Here is a 14,878-nt window from a genome sequence, read left to right as displayed (position 1 = left end):
CTGATATTAATACTTGATGCGGACGCCCAGGTAGTACTGCGCGCCGTTCACGTAGAAGCTGCGCGGCTGGTCCTTGTTGTAGACGTAGTTCTTCAGGACCGGGTTGTTGAGGTTCTGGCCGCTGGCGGTCAGGGTGATGTATTTGGTGATGTTCCAGTTCACCGACGCCGACAGCTGGCCGACGGCATCCTGGTACATCGGCGTGCCGCGGTCCTGGGCCGCCAGGTAGGACGAGCGCCAGGCGTAGCCGATGCGCGCATTGAAACGCTCGTTCTCGTAGAAGGCGCCGACGTTGGCGGTGACCTTGGACGCGCCCAGCATGTCGCACGGGTCCGAGCTGGTGACGTTCTGGGTCGCCGGACAGGTGCCGAAATCCTGCTTGGAATCGGCCAGCGTCAGGTTGGCGTCGGTGCCGAAGCCCGCGCCCAGCGGCAGCTGCAGGTTGAACTCGGCGCCCTTGACGCTGGCGTCGACGTTGATCGGCGAGGTGATGGCGTAGGTGGCGAACACGCCCTGCCCGCTCTGCTGCGAGGCGCGGCTGTCGATGAAGGTGCCGGTGGTCTGGCCGTAGCCGACGTAGTTGCGCAGGTCCATGTAGAACAGGCCGACCGATGCCAGCGCGCGCGGCGCGAAATACCACTGCACGGTGGCGTCGATGTTGTTCGAGATGACCGGCTTGAGTTTCGCGTTGCCGCCGTTGCCGGTGTGGTTCTCGTCGGTCAGCGTGACGGTGCCGCCCAGGGCGCCGAAGTCCGGCCGGGTCATGGTGCGCGACACGCCCAGGCGCGCCACCACGTCCTTGTTGACGTCGAACTTGACGTTGGCGCTCGGCAGCGCATAGGTGCTGTTGTTCTCGACCGAGGTCTGCTGCACGAAGCCGCCCCACGGGAAGGCCGGCAGGTTGCCGCCCGGGAGCTGGTTCGGCAGGATCTGGTAGCCGTTCGAAGTGCCCTCGGTGCGCACGATGCGCACGCCGGCATTGCCGCTCCAGGCCTCGCCCTCGAAGTCGCCCGAGACGTACAGCGCCTTGGTCTTCTCCTTCAGGTTGAACATGTCCGGGTAATAGGTGCGGCTGACGTCGCGGTTCGAGTGCAGGTTGGCCCACTCGGTCAGGATGCGGGGGTCGAGCTGCCACACGTTGCGCGGGAAGTCGCCGCCCAGGTCGCTGGCGTAGTCGCCCGGGTAGGTGGTGCCGTTCCAGGCCGGGTTGGTGTCGGCCGTGCCCGGGCTGGTGTTGGCCCAGTTCGGGCCCTGCGACACTTCCAGGTTGCTGCGGGCGTGGTCGGTGCCGCGCAAGCCGAACTTGATCTCGCGCAGCGGGCCGGCGTCGAGGCGGAAGGCTGCGTCGATCTGCGCGTATTTCTCTTCGTCGAAGGTGGTCGCCGGCGAGGCGCCGAACACCCAGTCCAGGATCGTGCCGGTGAAATTCGCCGTGTTAATGCTCGGGAACTTGACGGTGGCCGGATTGCCCAGGCCATTCAGCTGGTAGCTCACGCCCGAGTTGTTGATGTCGCCCTCGTACACACCCTGCGCCGGGGTGGCGCCGGTGCCGCGCGTCTTGCCGGCCTTGGCGCTCAGCTCGAGCGCGTTGGTCACGCGCCATTTGCCGGCCAGGTCGAAGAACTGGGTCTTGGCGTAGGCGCCTTCGCGGTTGATGTTGTCGACGATACCGTAGCGCAGCGGCGCGGCGGCGGTGCCGCGGTTGGCCCAGGAAGCCGAGGTCAGGGTGCCGTTGCGTACCGTGTAGGCGTCCGGCGCGACGTCGCCGCCGATCACGCCCGAACCCAGCATGTCGGTCATGTAGTTGCGGTTGTAGTTCGACGCGTCCAGTTTCGACGTGAAGTAAGTGGCGTCGAGCGAGAAGTCGCGGCTCGGCTTGAACTGCACGTCGAGCAGGCCGCCCTTGCGATGGCGCTCCTGCTCGAACAGCGAGGAACCGATCAGGCGCGGATACCAGACGTTGGCCAGGTCCGGATGGGCGCCGGCGATCTTGCTGCCTGGTGCGATCTGGGCCCACTGCAGCAGTTCCTGGCCGTCGCGGCGCAGGCTGCGCTTCTCGGAAAAGCCCTGCAGCAGCACGCCGAAGGTGTTCGATGCGTTCTTCCAGTTGACCAGCGCGCTGAACTGCGGGTCGGTCTGCTTGGCCAGCGTCGAGTGCACCGCCTGCACCGAAGCCTCGAAGGACAGCGGCTGGCGGAAGTCGAGCGGCTTGCGGGTGATGACGTCGACGGTGCCGGACACGCCGCCTTCGATCAGGTCGGCGGTCGGGGTCTTGTGGACGACCACCTGGCCGACGATCTCGGACGGCAGCAGCGAATAGCTGGCGCTGCGGCCGACGGCGCCGCCGATCTGGTCGAGCACGAACCAGTCGCCCGAGGACAGCGCATGGCCGTTGATGGTGGTCTGGGTCAGGCTGGGCGCAGTGCCGCGCAGGCTGACGCGGTCGTTCTCGTCGAAGCCGCCGGAACCGGCCGCCGAGGAGCTGATGTTCACGCCAGGCAGGCGTTGCAGCGAGTCGGCGACGTTCTTGTCCGGCATCTTGCCCACGTCTTCGGCGGTGATGACTTCGACGTTCGAGGCAGCGTTGCGCTTGACCGCCAGCGACTGCTGCAGGGAAGCACGGATGCCGGACACCACGACCGTGTTGACCGGTGCATCGTCGGGCGCCGTCTGCTGCGCCGACGCAGGATTGGCTGCGCCCAGCACCAGCAGCGCGACGGCGCAGGCCGTCGGCGTCAGCGTGGTATGGAAATGTGCTCCCTGCCGCTTGCCGGCTGCTGCCTTCGAATCTTTCATTGCTTCCCCCTTGAGTGGCTTCTTTGGTGACCGTTTCGTTGATGAGGTAATGCTTGCCGGACTGGACTATCGGCGATAGCACCAATCTGCGTTCAATATACAAGGGGTTGATACCAGATCACTACCAATTTATTGATGTTTTCCTATTCAATTCCGTCAATGTTGCGTCGCAATGGGAACGTTTCCACAAGTGGTCTGCTCTGGGATGGTGAGCGACCGCGGGATGAAGGGCTGGCCCGCCCGCTGGCCTGACATTGGTACTATGCATATGCACGATGGGTGAATCGTTTGCTGTTGTAAAACAGCAAACGGCAGCGGCTGCCCATGGACAGCCGCTGCCATTCAAGTTGTTGCTGGCGATACGGTGCCGCAGCTGAAGCCGGCAGCGCTCTCAGGGCACGGCCCTGACGATTTTCCAGACGTCGCCGGTCAGCGTGATCATGTATAGCTCGCCCTTCCCGTCCTGGCCGAAGGACGTGATCAGGCCGAGACGGGGGACGCTCCATTCGCGCTGCTCATACACCTCGGTGCCGTAGGCGTAGAAGCTGCGCAGGAAGCCGGCGCAGTAATCGGAATAGAAGTAGCGCCCGGCCAGCTCCGGGATCGCCGTGCCGCGATACACGTAGCCGCCGGTCACCGCGCAAGGGGTGTCGAGCGCGGCGGTGTGGACGTATTCGGCGACCGGCAAGGTGAGACCGCTGCGGTCGCAGTCCTGGGCCAGGTAGCAGGTGCTGCCTTCCATGCGGTTCCAGCCATAGTTCAGCCCGCCCTGCGAGGCCGGCACCAGGTCGATTTCCTCGACCGCGATCTGGCCGACGTCGCCGATGTAGAGGCTGGCGCCGGATGGGGCACCCGTATCGAAGCTGAAACGCCATGGGTTGCGCAGCCCGGACGCCCAGATCTCGGGCCGCCTGCCCGGCTGGCCCAGATAAGGATTCGAGGGCGGAATCCGGTACGGCTCGGCCACGGTGGCGGCGCCGACGTCCAGGCGCAGCAGCTTGCCGAGCAGCGACCCGAGGTTCTGGGCATTGCCCGGCGCGTCGTTGGCGACACCGCCGTCCCCGGTCGACACATACAGGTAGCCGTCGGGGCCAAAGGCGACCTGGCCGCCGTAATGGATCAGGGCATCCGGATGCGGAATGCGCAGCAGGGTCAGGACCGAATCGGGGTCGGCCGCGTCGCAATGGCAGGGCACCGTATAGCGCTCGAGCACGATGTTGCGGTCGAGATCGGTGCGGTAGACATAGAAATGGCCGTTGTCGGCAAAGCCCGGATCGAAGGCGATCGACATCAGGCCGTCCACGATGGGATCGATGCGGACACGGATGTCGAGGAAGGGCTGGGCCTGTAGCACGCCGTCCTGCATGACCAGGATGCGGCCTGCCCGCTCGACGATGAACTGGCGCGTGTCGCCGGGCGGTGCGCTCAGGTACACGGGTTCGGTGAGGCCGGTGGCGACCCGGGTGAGCGCCAGCGCCACGTCGTTGACCGCATAGCGCACGGTGGCGCCGGCGGTGTCGCCGGCGCCGACCAGGACCTGCTGGCTGGCGCTGGACGGCATCCAGGTCTGGCCGCCGGCCACCACCGGTCTCGCCGTGATCGCGTAGCTGCCGGGATGGAGTCCGGTCAAGGTCTGGGTGGCGCCCAGGTCGCGCGCAAAACCGTCCGGACCGCTGATCCGCACCAATGCGGACGTGCCTGGAGGAAGATTGTCGATCGTCACGACCAGGGTGCCGACGGCCGGTGCCGGCGGCTGGGGCTGGACCGGAACGCTGGCGCCGGGCGCGCCGTCGCCGCGGTTGCAGGCGGCAAGCGGGCCGACCAGCAGGCCGATGAACAGGGACAGCAGGAACAAGCGCGCAGGATGGAACGTCATCGCGATCTCCTCGGATTGGGCCCGGCATGTCCCTGCATTCTGCCGGCCGCCGGCCGGCATGCCGGGCGAGTGCGCGCGACCTTGATGCCGCCCAGACGAACGACGGATGATTCGGCTTCAAGCGACGCGATGGACGCGTATAAACCACACCTGCATTGCGCCCTGGCGCGATCGGGGCAAGCGCCGCGACGGCAGCATGGGTGCAGCAGCGCACGGAGCATCCGCCTGTCCCGACGTATCGTTCCGCTTCCACCAGCAGAAAGATGCCCCATGCCGACCGATTTCGACCGCACCGACAACCAGCACCGCCCGCCGCTGGGCGCCACCCGGGCGTCCAGCCCCAGGCCCCTGATCGTCACGCCGACCTTCGTCAGCCGCGTCGACGACACCGCACGCGGCGAGCGCCCCCAGGATGCCGGCGCATCAAAAAGCCGGCACGGCCACGAGGTGCACTTTCCGAACTGGCGCCCGCATGCGCTGGCGCTGGAAGGCGATCCCAACCTGGCGTACGAGCATTGGGACGAATACTGGCGCAAGGTACACGGCCCGAAGTTTGCCTGGGACGAGCCGGGCAGTTCGTCTGCGGCCGTGCTGCGCTACGACCAGGTACACCGCGTGGCATCCGGCCCCTCCTCCTCCTTCCCGCCGCCCTACCGGGCCATGGTCGGCGGCGACGGCCGGCTGCCGTCCGATCCCGAAAAGCACGTGCCCGCCTACCGGCGTCCACGCTGGGACGGCTTCGCCTACATCGCCTATGCCGACGAGGCGGACATCGAGCGCACGCTGGGCCAGGAAAAATTCGACAAGCGCATCGTGGCCGACGAGCAAGTCGCCTTCCGCATGGTGACGCGCGAAATCACCCGCGAATACATACTGGTCCCGAGCGCACGCCACCGCGACCCGGTCAGCCTGGTGATGATCCACATGCGCGCTCCCGGCATGTCGCGCGAGGTGTTCCAGCACCGGCTGCTGCGCGAGCACGCGCCGCTGGTACTGGGCCAGCCGGGCACGCGCGAGCTGGTGCGCCGCTACGCCCAGCTGCACAACATCGGCTCGACCCAGAAAGACCCCGAAGGCAGCCGGATCGATGCCGTCTCGGTGCTGTCGTTCGCATCGCTCAACGACGTCGAGGATTACCTGGTCGGCGCCGACTACCCGGCCATCGCCGCCTCGCTGGCGGCGCTCGAGGGCGAAGGCTCGGAGTGGTGGACCGCCATCAACTACAGCGTGATCAATCGGCTGGCGCCGGAAGTGGCGACCGAGCTGCCGTAGGCGGCACGGGCAGGTGCACCGGGGTGGTGCGCCAGGGGGGATTCGGCGGCGGCGCGTCTCAGCCGTTCAGGCCGAGCGCCTGCCACCCCTGCGGCGTCGACCTGACGTACAGCTTTTCCTGCTGCGTGCGTTCGCCGTCGACGCTCCGGCCCAGGACCGGGAACGCTTCCTTGACCTGCGGCGTCCTGGCCCAGGGGGCCACGTCCGACAGCCGGTAGGTATAGATCACGCTGGACTCCTCGTGGTCGCCCGCCTTGGCCGGATCGGCCCAGCGCACCACCTTGTCCAGCGACTTGCGGCCCCAGCACAGGCGCGGCGGCTGCCCCGCGGCGCCGTGCAGGTAGGGCCTGGCGGCATCGGCCATCGTATAGCGCCGCGCCTTGACCTTGCTGCCGGCCAGGGTGCCGGGCAATTCGACGTCCTCGCCCCTGGCCAGGCCCGCCGCCGCCAGCGCCGCCATCTGGCCGGCGACGCCGTCCGGGTACAGCTTCTGCTGGCGCAGGTCGGTTTCGTAGACGTCGACCGGCCATGTGACCGGGTCCAGGCACATCTCGCCCTTCTTCTCGAAATACTGGCTGACCGTGATGCCGAAATTCTTTTCGTTGGCGGCCGTCTTGCCGTCGCAGGCGGACAGCAAAGCGCACAAGGTCGCGCAGCAGGCAAGGGAAATGAGGGTCTTGTTCATGGCGATATCATTGTACCTACCTTGAGGCAGGCTGGCTCAGGGTCGGCGCGTTCGGATACAGGCTGCCATCCATGGGAATATCGATGACGAAGGTCGTCCCGCGCTCCTGGCTGGTGTCGAGGCCGATACTGCCGCCGTGGCTTTCCGCCACCGCGCGCACGTAGGGCAGCCCGATGCCCCATCCCTGCCTGTCGCTGCTGATGGCGGACTCCGCGCGGCGGTACATCTGGAAGATGCATTCCTGCTGGTCCGGCGGGATCGGCGCGCCCTCGTTGTGGACCGACAGCAGCAGGCGCCCGTACACCTCGTCCACCTTGATCGTGACCGGCGTGCCCTCGCTGCCGTACTTGACGGCATTGCTGACCAGGTTCTCGAGCGCGCGCTTGAGGGCGGCGCGGTCCCAGTAACCCGTCACCGTACGCGCATCGACCTCGAAGCGCTGTCCCCAGCCCAAGGCCGAATCGGCCTGGACTTCGCGGACCACCTCGCAGATATCGAAGCGCGCCAGCTCCAGCTCGATCTTCTCGCCGCTGTGGAACTTCATCGTGTGCAGCAGTTCATCGACCATGCCCGCCATCCGCGCCGTGCTCGACAGGGCCTTGGCGGCGACGGTCTTGATGCGCACCGGATCGTCGAGGAGCATGATCAGTTCCAGCGCCGTCATCGTGGCGGCCAGCGGTCCGCGCAAGTCGTGGGTAAGCGCCGCCGCGAAGCGTTCCCGGAAACCGCTGTGGACCAGCGAAAAGGCTTCCACCGCTTCCTGGATGCCGGAATCGATGGAACTGTTGATCGCGTGGGTCTCATTGAAGTCGAGCAGCACGTTTTCACGGTGCAGCACGTCGAAGATCGTCGCGCGGAAGATCTGGTACTCCTCGATCAGCGCAGCCTGGTTATAGGCCGTGATGCGCGCACGCTCGCCGCCGTGCTCGGCAGCTACCGTGGTGCCGTCGACACCGGAGGTGCGCGGATAGTCCGGGCTGAGACTTTCCGCGATGTTGTCGTAGAAGACCGGCAGCGTATCGATCAGGATGGGCGACTCCACGTTACGCGCCTCGGCCACGCTTTCCCGGACGCGCTCCAGCCAGATCCGGAATACCTTGTCGCGCAGCTCGAGCATACGCTGGGCATTCGCGGACAGTGCGGATGGGGCCTTGTTCTGATCGCTGGCAAAGGTCATGCGTTTCCATGAATTCGTCAATTTCCGGGCATCTTACCTGTTGCTTGCCTGCATACGGGTCGATTGTTATTTTCAGGTGTTCAGGATTTAACAGGTACCCGCGTTCGTGTAATGGTTTGCAACAAATTGCAATCGTACGCCTATATGGATGGGTATACGATCCAACAAAAGTGTTGCAATATTATTATTGAAAGGGACAGAACTATGCGCCAGCCATGGACATCCGAACGGATAAGAACAGCGGTCGTCGGCGCGGAACAGCAGCTCGAGCAGGTGATTTCGATCTCGGCGATGCAGGACCCGCCACGCAAGACGATCCCCGAAGCGTCCTACCAGGTGGTCCACGATGCCGTCGTCAGCCTGGTCACCCTGTTTCGCGACCATGTGGCCGATGCCGCGGCCGCGAGCCTGATCGCCCGCGAGTACGCCAAATGCGTGGCCGGCACCATCACTTCGCCCAAGGTGGCCTGCATCCGCCACGTGCTCGAGGTGGTGCGGACGGCGCGCGAACAACACTTGCCTGCCTGACCCGGACCACCGGTCGGTGCGGGCAGTGATATAAAGCTCGACATCGCGCTTCGGCGCCGCACCCCTCGCCGGATTTGCCACATGGGTCATCTGCTGTCGTCCTCCTTCGCCCTGCTGCGCCGTTACGCTCTCCTGTTCATCGGTATCGTGCTGATCCTGGTGTGCGGGAGCTGGCTGCGCGGCGAATGGCAGCAGGTGCGCGCCGTCGCCGGCGAGCTGCCGGCGCTGCGGGCCGCGCAGCAGCACGCCGAGGCGGTCCAGGCCAGGCTGCGCGCCGAGACGATGCAGGACGCGCGCCGGATGTCGGCGGCGACGCTGCAGCAGCTGGACGCCCGCATGCGCGAGGTCGACGCCGACATCCTGCGCCTCGCACGGCAGCAGGCGCAGATGCGCGATCCGCTGGCGCTGCTGCGCGCCGGCGCGGACGCCCTGCCCGCGCGGCTGGAACGGGCGGCGCTGCAGGGCATCGAACTCGAACTGCGGCGCCAGGAGCGCGCCTGGCTGGCGACGCTGCGCAGCCGCCTCGCCGTCGCGCTCGACCTGGAAGCGGCACGCCGGCATCTGGAGGACCTGCGGCTGGCCTACCTGGGCGAATTCCAGGTCCAGGAAGACGCCAAAAAACAGCTCGCCGCTGCCTATGCAGGGCAAGGATGGTTCGGCCGCCTGTTTCCGTATTCGGCCGCGGGCCGGCAGGTGCGCGCCCTGGAGAACCGGGTGGCGGCGCAAACGGCGCGCACCGATGCCGCGCTGGCGCGCTTCCGTCGACAGAAGGAGCTGGTGGAGCAGCTGCCGCGCGCCCCGGACCTGGCAACGCTGGCAATCGACGAGCGCCGCCTGGCCGCCGCCGCCGCCCCGCTCGCCGAGCAACTGCGCCGTGCCGAGACCTTTGCCGCGCAGAGCATCGCGTGGCAGGCCTGGAAGGCGGTGCGACCCGTGCTCGGCACCGCGCTTGCCGTGCTGGTGTCGTGGATCGTGGTGCCGTTTGCCATCCGCGCCGTCTTCTACTTCGTGCTGGCGCCGCTGGCGGCGCAGGTGCGCCCCATCGTCATCGCCGACCCGCGCGCGGATGACGACCGGCCATTCCACGCCTGGCGGCGCCTGCGCGGCAGCGCGCCGCAGATCTCCGCCGTGTCGCAGCGTGTCACGCTCGGTCCCGGGGACGAGATGCTGATCCGGCCAGCTTATTGCCAGAGCCAGCCCGAACAGGTCGAAGTCGGCACCAAGCTGCTGTTCGACTGGTCTTACTGGCTGCCCAGCATCGCGGCGCACCTGTGGCTGCTGAACCGCCTGCACGCGCCGCGCCCGGCCGAGATCGTGGTCTCGTCCACCGTCGACGCGCTCGAGGAAGTCGCCCTGCTCGAGATTCCGGCCGGCGCCGCCTTCGTGCTGCAGGCCAGGGGCCTGGCCGGCGTGCTGTACCGGCGTGGCCAGCGTCCCCGGATCCGCAGCCACTGGCGGCTCGGCACCTTGCACGCCTGGCTGACGCTGCAGCTGCGCTACCTGTCGTTCGAAGGACCGGCGACGCTGATCGTCAAGGGACGGCGCGGGGTCCGGCTCGAGAACGCGGGCGCGGGACGGCTGGTCAGCCAGGATGCGACGCTGGGCTTCAGCACCAACACCCATTATTCCACCGTGCGCGCCCGGCCCTTCCTGCCCTACATGCTGGGGCGGCGCGCGCTGCTGGACGACCGCTTCGCCGGGGACGATGCCTGTTACCTGTACGAGGAGATTCCCGGGCGCGGCCAGGCCGGCTACCGTGAGCGCAATCCGCTGGAGGCGCTGGTCGATGCCGGCCTCAAGGCGCTCGGGGTGTGATCAGTCCGGAATGGCGCGCGCCACCGGGCCGGGCAAACGGTTTTCGTTCCAGGCATAGTCCGCCGCCAGCACGTTGTAGCGCGTCGCCTGGCCCTGCCACTGCAGTTGCAGCAGGTCGGCCAGCGTCCAGCCGGCCCAGTCGGCGCGGAAGGCGCGGTTCGCCAGGTCGGCCGCGGCCGGCCACGGCCGGTTGCGCCAGACCAGGGCCGGGATCCGGTAGCCGGCCGGCGTGCCCGGGCTGTGCCCCGCGAAGTCGGCGTCGTGGCCGACTTCCTGCCCGTGGTCGGACAGGTACATCCAGGCCACATTGGCCTCGGGCTGGGGCGCGGCGCCGGCCTGCACCAGCCCGAGGATGCGCGACACCACGGTATCGTGATAGCGGATCGCCGCATCGTATTCCTTGCGCAGCGTGCCGACGCGCCAGGAACGCCCCGCCGCAGCCAGCCCGGCATCGACCGCATCGGCGGCGGCAAAGGCGTCGGTGCCGGCCGGATAGCGCAGCTTGTAATACGGATGCGCGCCGAGCAGGTGCACCACGATGAACTTGCGCGGCGCGCCGTCGGCAAGCGCGGCCTGCACGTCGTGCGTGATCACCTCGTCCAGCCCGCCGCCCGAGCGTCCCGGGTTGCGGTTGGTGGTGGTCGCCACGTCCGCCAGGCGCGCATGCTGCTGCTCGATGCCGATGTCGTCGTGGTTGCTGATCCACCAGGTGCGGTAGCCGGCGGCACGCGCCAGCGCCAGCAGGTGCAGGTCCTCGCCGCCGTCGTTGCCCTGGTCGAGGGCGAACAGTTCGTTCAGTGCGGGCAGCGTGGTCGCCTCGCCGGCCCAGGCATTGCGGATCACCAGCATGTCGTCGCCGAGCTGGCGCTTGAGGGCCGCCAGCGCCGGCGTCGTCGCGCGGCCGTAGCCGTAGAGCGACATGTTGTCGCGGTTGACGCTGTCGCTGAGGACCAGCACCACGGTCGACGGGCCATCCCCCTTCACCGCCGGCCGCGCGCTTTCCGCCAGCGCCCGCGCGCGGGCGCGCACGCCGTCGTAGCGGTCCCACTCGCCGCGCATGCCGGCCACCGACTGCGTCCAGCCGCTCCAGAACACCACAGGCTGCAGCCTGCGCCAGGGCTTGAAGGCGTGGGCCAGCACCGACACGCACAGCAGCGCCACCAGCACCCGCGCCGCCAGCCGCGGCACCGGGGTGCGGCGGTTGCCGTGCGCCGCCAGCCAGGCCGCGCCGGCCACGGCCATGCACAGCGCGATGGCCCAGCCGCCGATCGTCGGCGCGAAGGTGCGCGCATATTCGCTGCCCTCGCGCCAGTTGGTGTTGGCGACGGCGCCGATCACGAAGCTGCTGTCCGGCGCCGCGCCATAGGCGTCGCCCATATAGGAGCGCACGGCGCCGTCGAGCAGGAACAGGCCGGTCCAGAGGGTGACGAAAACGCTGCGCAGCACATGGGCGCGGGCGCCGGGCAAGGGCCACAGCAGGGCAAGGACGCCCGGCAGCATCAGCACCGCCAGTTGTGCGCTGCGCGAGGCGCTGTGCCCCTGCAGCAGGAACAGGGTAATGCCGCCGACGATGGCCGCGCAGGCGATGGCGGCGTGGCGCAGGGCGCCCTGGGGAGGTATCGAGATCTTGTTGAATGCCATACTGACTTCGTGATTGGGGGAACCCGGCCGTAAATACCCTGCAGTATACAAAAGGTTCAATCCGGCATTACCTCCGGCCAAGGTGCGGTGCCGTCATGAACGCGCCGCGTGCCGTGCCCGCAGCAGTGACGGTCGCGCTGGCGTACGGGCGGCGCTACGAACTTCATCATCTTCATCATTTGGACGCGATGGGCGCGCCGTTTTCGCGCCCCGAAATTGTCACCGACGCATCCGGAGCGTTCAAATTCGGCAAATCAATGGCACGATGTAATGCGGATCGGCGCGCGCACGCGACGGCTTCGGCGATACCTTGCTGAGGATGCTGGACGGCCCGCTGTCCTGACGGCGGCGCCGGGCCCGGCGCCGATCCTGTATCTTGGCAGGCAAAGAACAAGCTTTCCAGGCGAACGACCATGAAGCGAAAAGCGCATCCGGCACAGGCATCGGCGGCCCAGCTCCAACTCCCGCTCGGCCCGCAAGAAGCCGCCCACGACCTGTCTTATTACATCGGCCTCGGCAAGGTCTTCGCGACCTACCACAAGCGCTGGCCGACAGCCGAGTCGACCCGCGAGGAATTCCGGGCGGCGCGCGTCCACGACTACGACGGCCAGCGCATCGACCGCGAACTGCGCTTTCCCGCGCCGGCCCTAGAGGCGGATCCGGCCTACCGTGCGCTGCGCGAGCGCTGCCTGGCCGACGGCCTGAGCGGCGGCGTCACCCTGGCCACCCTCGATCCGCGCTATCGCACTGTGCTCAGCGACCAGGCCATTGCCGGGCTGTTCGCCTCCCTGCTGCTGCCGCGTCCCGACAGCCCCGGCGCAGTGCGCTATGCGACCGGTGTGCCGGCGCATGGCCGCGGCGAACTGTCCCTGCACGTCGGCGACGCGATCCGCACGCAGGCGCTCGGGCTGGCGGACCTGGATCCCGGCGACGTGCGGGTATTCGCTGCCGGCTTCCCGGTGCGGGTGCAGGCCGAAGGCGAGCTCACGGACTTCATCGACCGCGTCGGCATCTGCGGCCCGGCCGTCGTCGACCACCTGGCCGACGACTACCTACTCGAAGCCGGCGACGATGGCAGGCTGTTCCTCAGGTGCCGGGTCCACGCGGGTCGCCGCTACGCCGGCAGCTTCGATGTCGAGCAACTGGTGGGCCGGCTGGCGGCCGTCTACGGCACCGATCCGGTGCTGGCCGGCTTGCGCGCCGGCGCCCCGCCCGACCTGCCGCCCCTCCCTACCCTGGCGGCAGCGCCCGCGCCGCACAGCGACGAGGAATTGCGCGAACAGCTGGCCGCGCTCGAAGCGGACGGCAGCAGCCTGAACCTGCCGATCCAGGACCTGAGCCGGCTCGCCGACATCCGGCGCCTGCTGGAACAGGCCGGCGGCGTGTTCGACACCGGGCGCCAGCGCTTCGATTTCGACGACGGGACCGACCCGGCGCTGGTCGTCGCGCGCCTGCTCAGCGGCGGCGCGCCGTAGCGCGGCGTTTGGCCGGGGCCGGCGCCGTGTCGGCGCCGCCGAAGAAGTCGGGCTGGACCGGCTGCTGCGGCGGCACCGCTTGCAGCGCGGCCTCGGGCGCTGCGAGGGTTTCCGGCGCGACCGGCGGCGCCGGCGTGCCGCTGTCGAAAGGATCGATTTCCGCGGCCAGGCTGTCGGTCCAGGCCACGACGTCGTCGAGGAGCGCGGCGGCCGCAGGATCGGCCGGCTGGCCGCGCAGCCCGGCCACCGAGGCGCGCACCGCCGCCACCGTGCGGCTGCCGCACTCGCCGGTGACCAGCTTGTCGAAGCGGTACTCTTCCCACTTGTCCCGTTCGCGCCGCGACAGCGCCTGCGGATAATGGCGCGCCTTGTAGCGCAGGAACAGCGCGCCCAGCCTGGGGTCGCTGAATTCCAGCTCGAAAGCCGCCAGGTTGCCCGGGTCCATGGTGCGCAGCGTATCCAGCGCACGCCGGTCCATATTGCCGATGAAGCCGGCATACAGCGCCTGCTCGGGATCGCATTCGGGCGCGGGGCGGTCGAACGCGGCCTGCAGCAGCCGCGCCAGGTCGACCGTCTCGAGCACGCCCAGCGTCACCGGCACGTTGGCGAGCGCGGCCGCGACGTCGATCTCCAGTTCGGCGGCGCGCTCGCGCGACAGCACGCTCAGGTTCCGGAACACCGGCGGCGACTGGTTGGCAGCGATGCAGACCAGCGGGATCGGCTCGACCTCCCCTTCGTCGCCGGCGGGCGCCAGCCGCCTGCGCAGCGTTTCCGCATCGAGGTCGAGCAGCTGGCGCGGATCGGCCGCCAGGTCCCAGGCGATGACTTCGTTGCGGTTGACCGGATGCTGGGCCAGCGGCAGCAGGATGCGCACGCCGGCCGCGCGCCCGCTATTGCGGCCGACGTGGATGAAGGGCTGGTGCAGCGCCACATCCATTTCGCCCAGCGCCAGGTTCTTGTCGATCATCGAGAAGCAATGCGCATACAGGCGCGGCTGGCGCTCGCGGATGCGGCGCGCCAGCGACAGCGTGGCATACACGTCGGACAGGGCGTCGTGCGCCGACTGGTGCAGCAGGCCGTTCGCCGCGCTCATGCGCGCCAGGCTGAACGAGACCGTGCCGTCCTCGTTGCGCGGCCATTCGAGGGTGTCGGGGCGCAGCGCGTAGGTGGCGCGCACCAGGTGCAGCAGGTCCCAGCGGCGGCATCCATCCTTCCATTCGCGGGCGTAAGGGTCCATCAGGTTGCGCCACAACATGAAGCGCACGATCTCGTCGTCGAAGGCGATCGAGTTGTAGCCGAAGCTGATGGTGCCCGGCGCGGCCAGTTCTCGGTGGACGGCATCGACGAACTGCAGTTCGGGCAGGCCCACGTCCTGGCAGAACTGGGGCGTGATGCCGTTCAGCAGGCAGGCCGCCGGATCGGGCAGGTGATCCGGCGTCGGCCGGCAATGCAGCGTGGTGGGATTGCCGACGATCTCGAGATCGAGGTCGGTCCGGACGCATGCGAACTGGACGGGCCGGTCGCGGACCGTATCCGTGCCTGTCGTTTCAAAATCGAAGACCAATAAGGTGTGCATGGGCGCGCGCAGGAATCGACACGGGGCCATTATAGGC

Annotated in this window: 11 protein-coding genes; 5 read left to right on the top strand and 6 right to left on the bottom strand. The window is 68.1% G+C overall.

What is annotated here, in order from left to right:
• Positions 1-6: 6 nt before the first annotated feature.
• The gene (locus tag FBX97_RS23340) at positions 7-2,796 is read right to left on the bottom strand and encodes a TonB-dependent receptor (RefSeq protein ID WP_141837219.1); all 2,790 of its coding nucleotides are present in this window, start codon (positions 2,794-2,796) and stop codon (positions 7-9) included.
• A gap of 391 nt (positions 2,797-3,187) precedes the next feature.
• Entirely contained in the window at positions 3,188-4,672 is a 1,485-nt protein-coding gene (locus tag FBX97_RS23335; protein ID WP_141837217.1) for a sorbosone dehydrogenase family protein, read from the bottom strand.
• A 270-nt stretch (positions 4,673-4,942) separates the two neighbouring features.
• On the opposite strand from FBX97_RS23335, the gene FBX97_RS23330 reads away from it, so the two are divergent.
• Positions 4,943-5,944, top strand: a complete 1,002-nt coding sequence (locus FBX97_RS23330) for an EthD domain-containing protein (RefSeq protein WP_185748713.1) — start codon at positions 4,943-4,945, stop codon at positions 5,942-5,944.
• A gap of 58 nt (positions 5,945-6,002) precedes the next feature.
• Here FBX97_RS23330 and FBX97_RS23325 read toward each other — a convergent pair whose 3' ends face one another.
• Positions 6,003-6,629: a hypothetical protein gene (locus FBX97_RS23325; RefSeq protein ID WP_141837213.1), complete on the bottom strand. Its 627-nt coding sequence runs from the start codon at positions 6,627-6,629 to the stop codon at positions 6,003-6,005.
• A 16-nt stretch (positions 6,630-6,645) separates the two neighbouring features.
• Positions 6,646-7,806: a sensor histidine kinase KdpD gene (locus FBX97_RS23320; protein ID WP_255517604.1), complete on the bottom strand. Its 1,161-nt coding sequence runs from the start codon at positions 7,804-7,806 to the stop codon at positions 6,646-6,648.
• A gap of 204 nt (positions 7,807-8,010) precedes the next feature.
• Here FBX97_RS23320 and FBX97_RS23315 point away from each other — a divergent pair, with 204 nt between their 5' ends.
• Together FBX97_RS23315 and FBX97_RS23310 are read left to right on the top strand one after the other, a co-directional pair.
• A complete protein-coding gene (locus FBX97_RS23315; RefSeq protein WP_141837211.1) occupies positions 8,011-8,334 on the top strand; it encodes a hypothetical protein in 324 nt (107 codons plus the stop codon).
• An 81-nt stretch (positions 8,335-8,415) separates the two neighbouring features.
• Positions 8,416-10,149, top strand: a complete 1,734-nt coding sequence (locus tag FBX97_RS23310) for a hypothetical protein (RefSeq protein WP_141837209.1) — start codon at positions 8,416-8,418, stop codon at positions 10,147-10,149.
• Here FBX97_RS23310 and FBX97_RS23305 read toward each other — a convergent pair whose 3' ends face one another.
• On the bottom strand, positions 10,150-11,790 hold the full coding sequence (locus FBX97_RS23305; protein ID WP_141837208.1) for a phosphoethanolamine transferase: 1,641 nt from the start codon (positions 11,788-11,790) through the stop codon (positions 10,150-10,152). It abuts the gene before it with no gap.
• Positions 11,791-11,885: 95 nt separating this feature from the next.
• Here FBX97_RS23305 and FBX97_RS23300 point away from each other — a divergent pair, with 95 nt between their 5' ends.
• Positions 11,886-12,107 (top strand): hypothetical protein, encoded by a 222-nt coding sequence (locus tag FBX97_RS23300; RefSeq protein ID WP_141837206.1) that lies wholly within the window; start codon positions 11,886-11,888, stop codon positions 12,105-12,107.
• Positions 12,108-12,203: 96 nt separating this feature from the next.
• Positions 12,204-13,265, top strand: a complete 1,062-nt coding sequence (locus FBX97_RS23295; protein WP_141837204.1) for a hypothetical protein — start codon at positions 12,204-12,206, stop codon at positions 13,263-13,265.
• Here FBX97_RS23295 and sbcB read toward each other — a convergent pair.
• Positions 13,246-14,841: an exodeoxyribonuclease I gene (gene sbcB, locus FBX97_RS23290; RefSeq protein WP_141837201.1), complete on the bottom strand. Its 1,596-nt coding sequence runs from the start codon at positions 14,839-14,841 to the stop codon at positions 13,246-13,248. The two genes, FBX97_RS23295 and sbcB, sit on opposite strands and share 20 nt — an antisense overlap.
• Between the last annotated feature and the right edge of the window lie 37 nt (positions 14,842-14,878).

The organism is Herbaspirillum sp. SJZ107, assembly GCF_006715485.1.
Taxonomy (GTDB): Bacteria; Pseudomonadota; Gammaproteobacteria; order Burkholderiales; family Burkholderiaceae_D; genus Telluria.
This window is presented reverse-complemented; position numbering and strand designations above follow the sequence as displayed.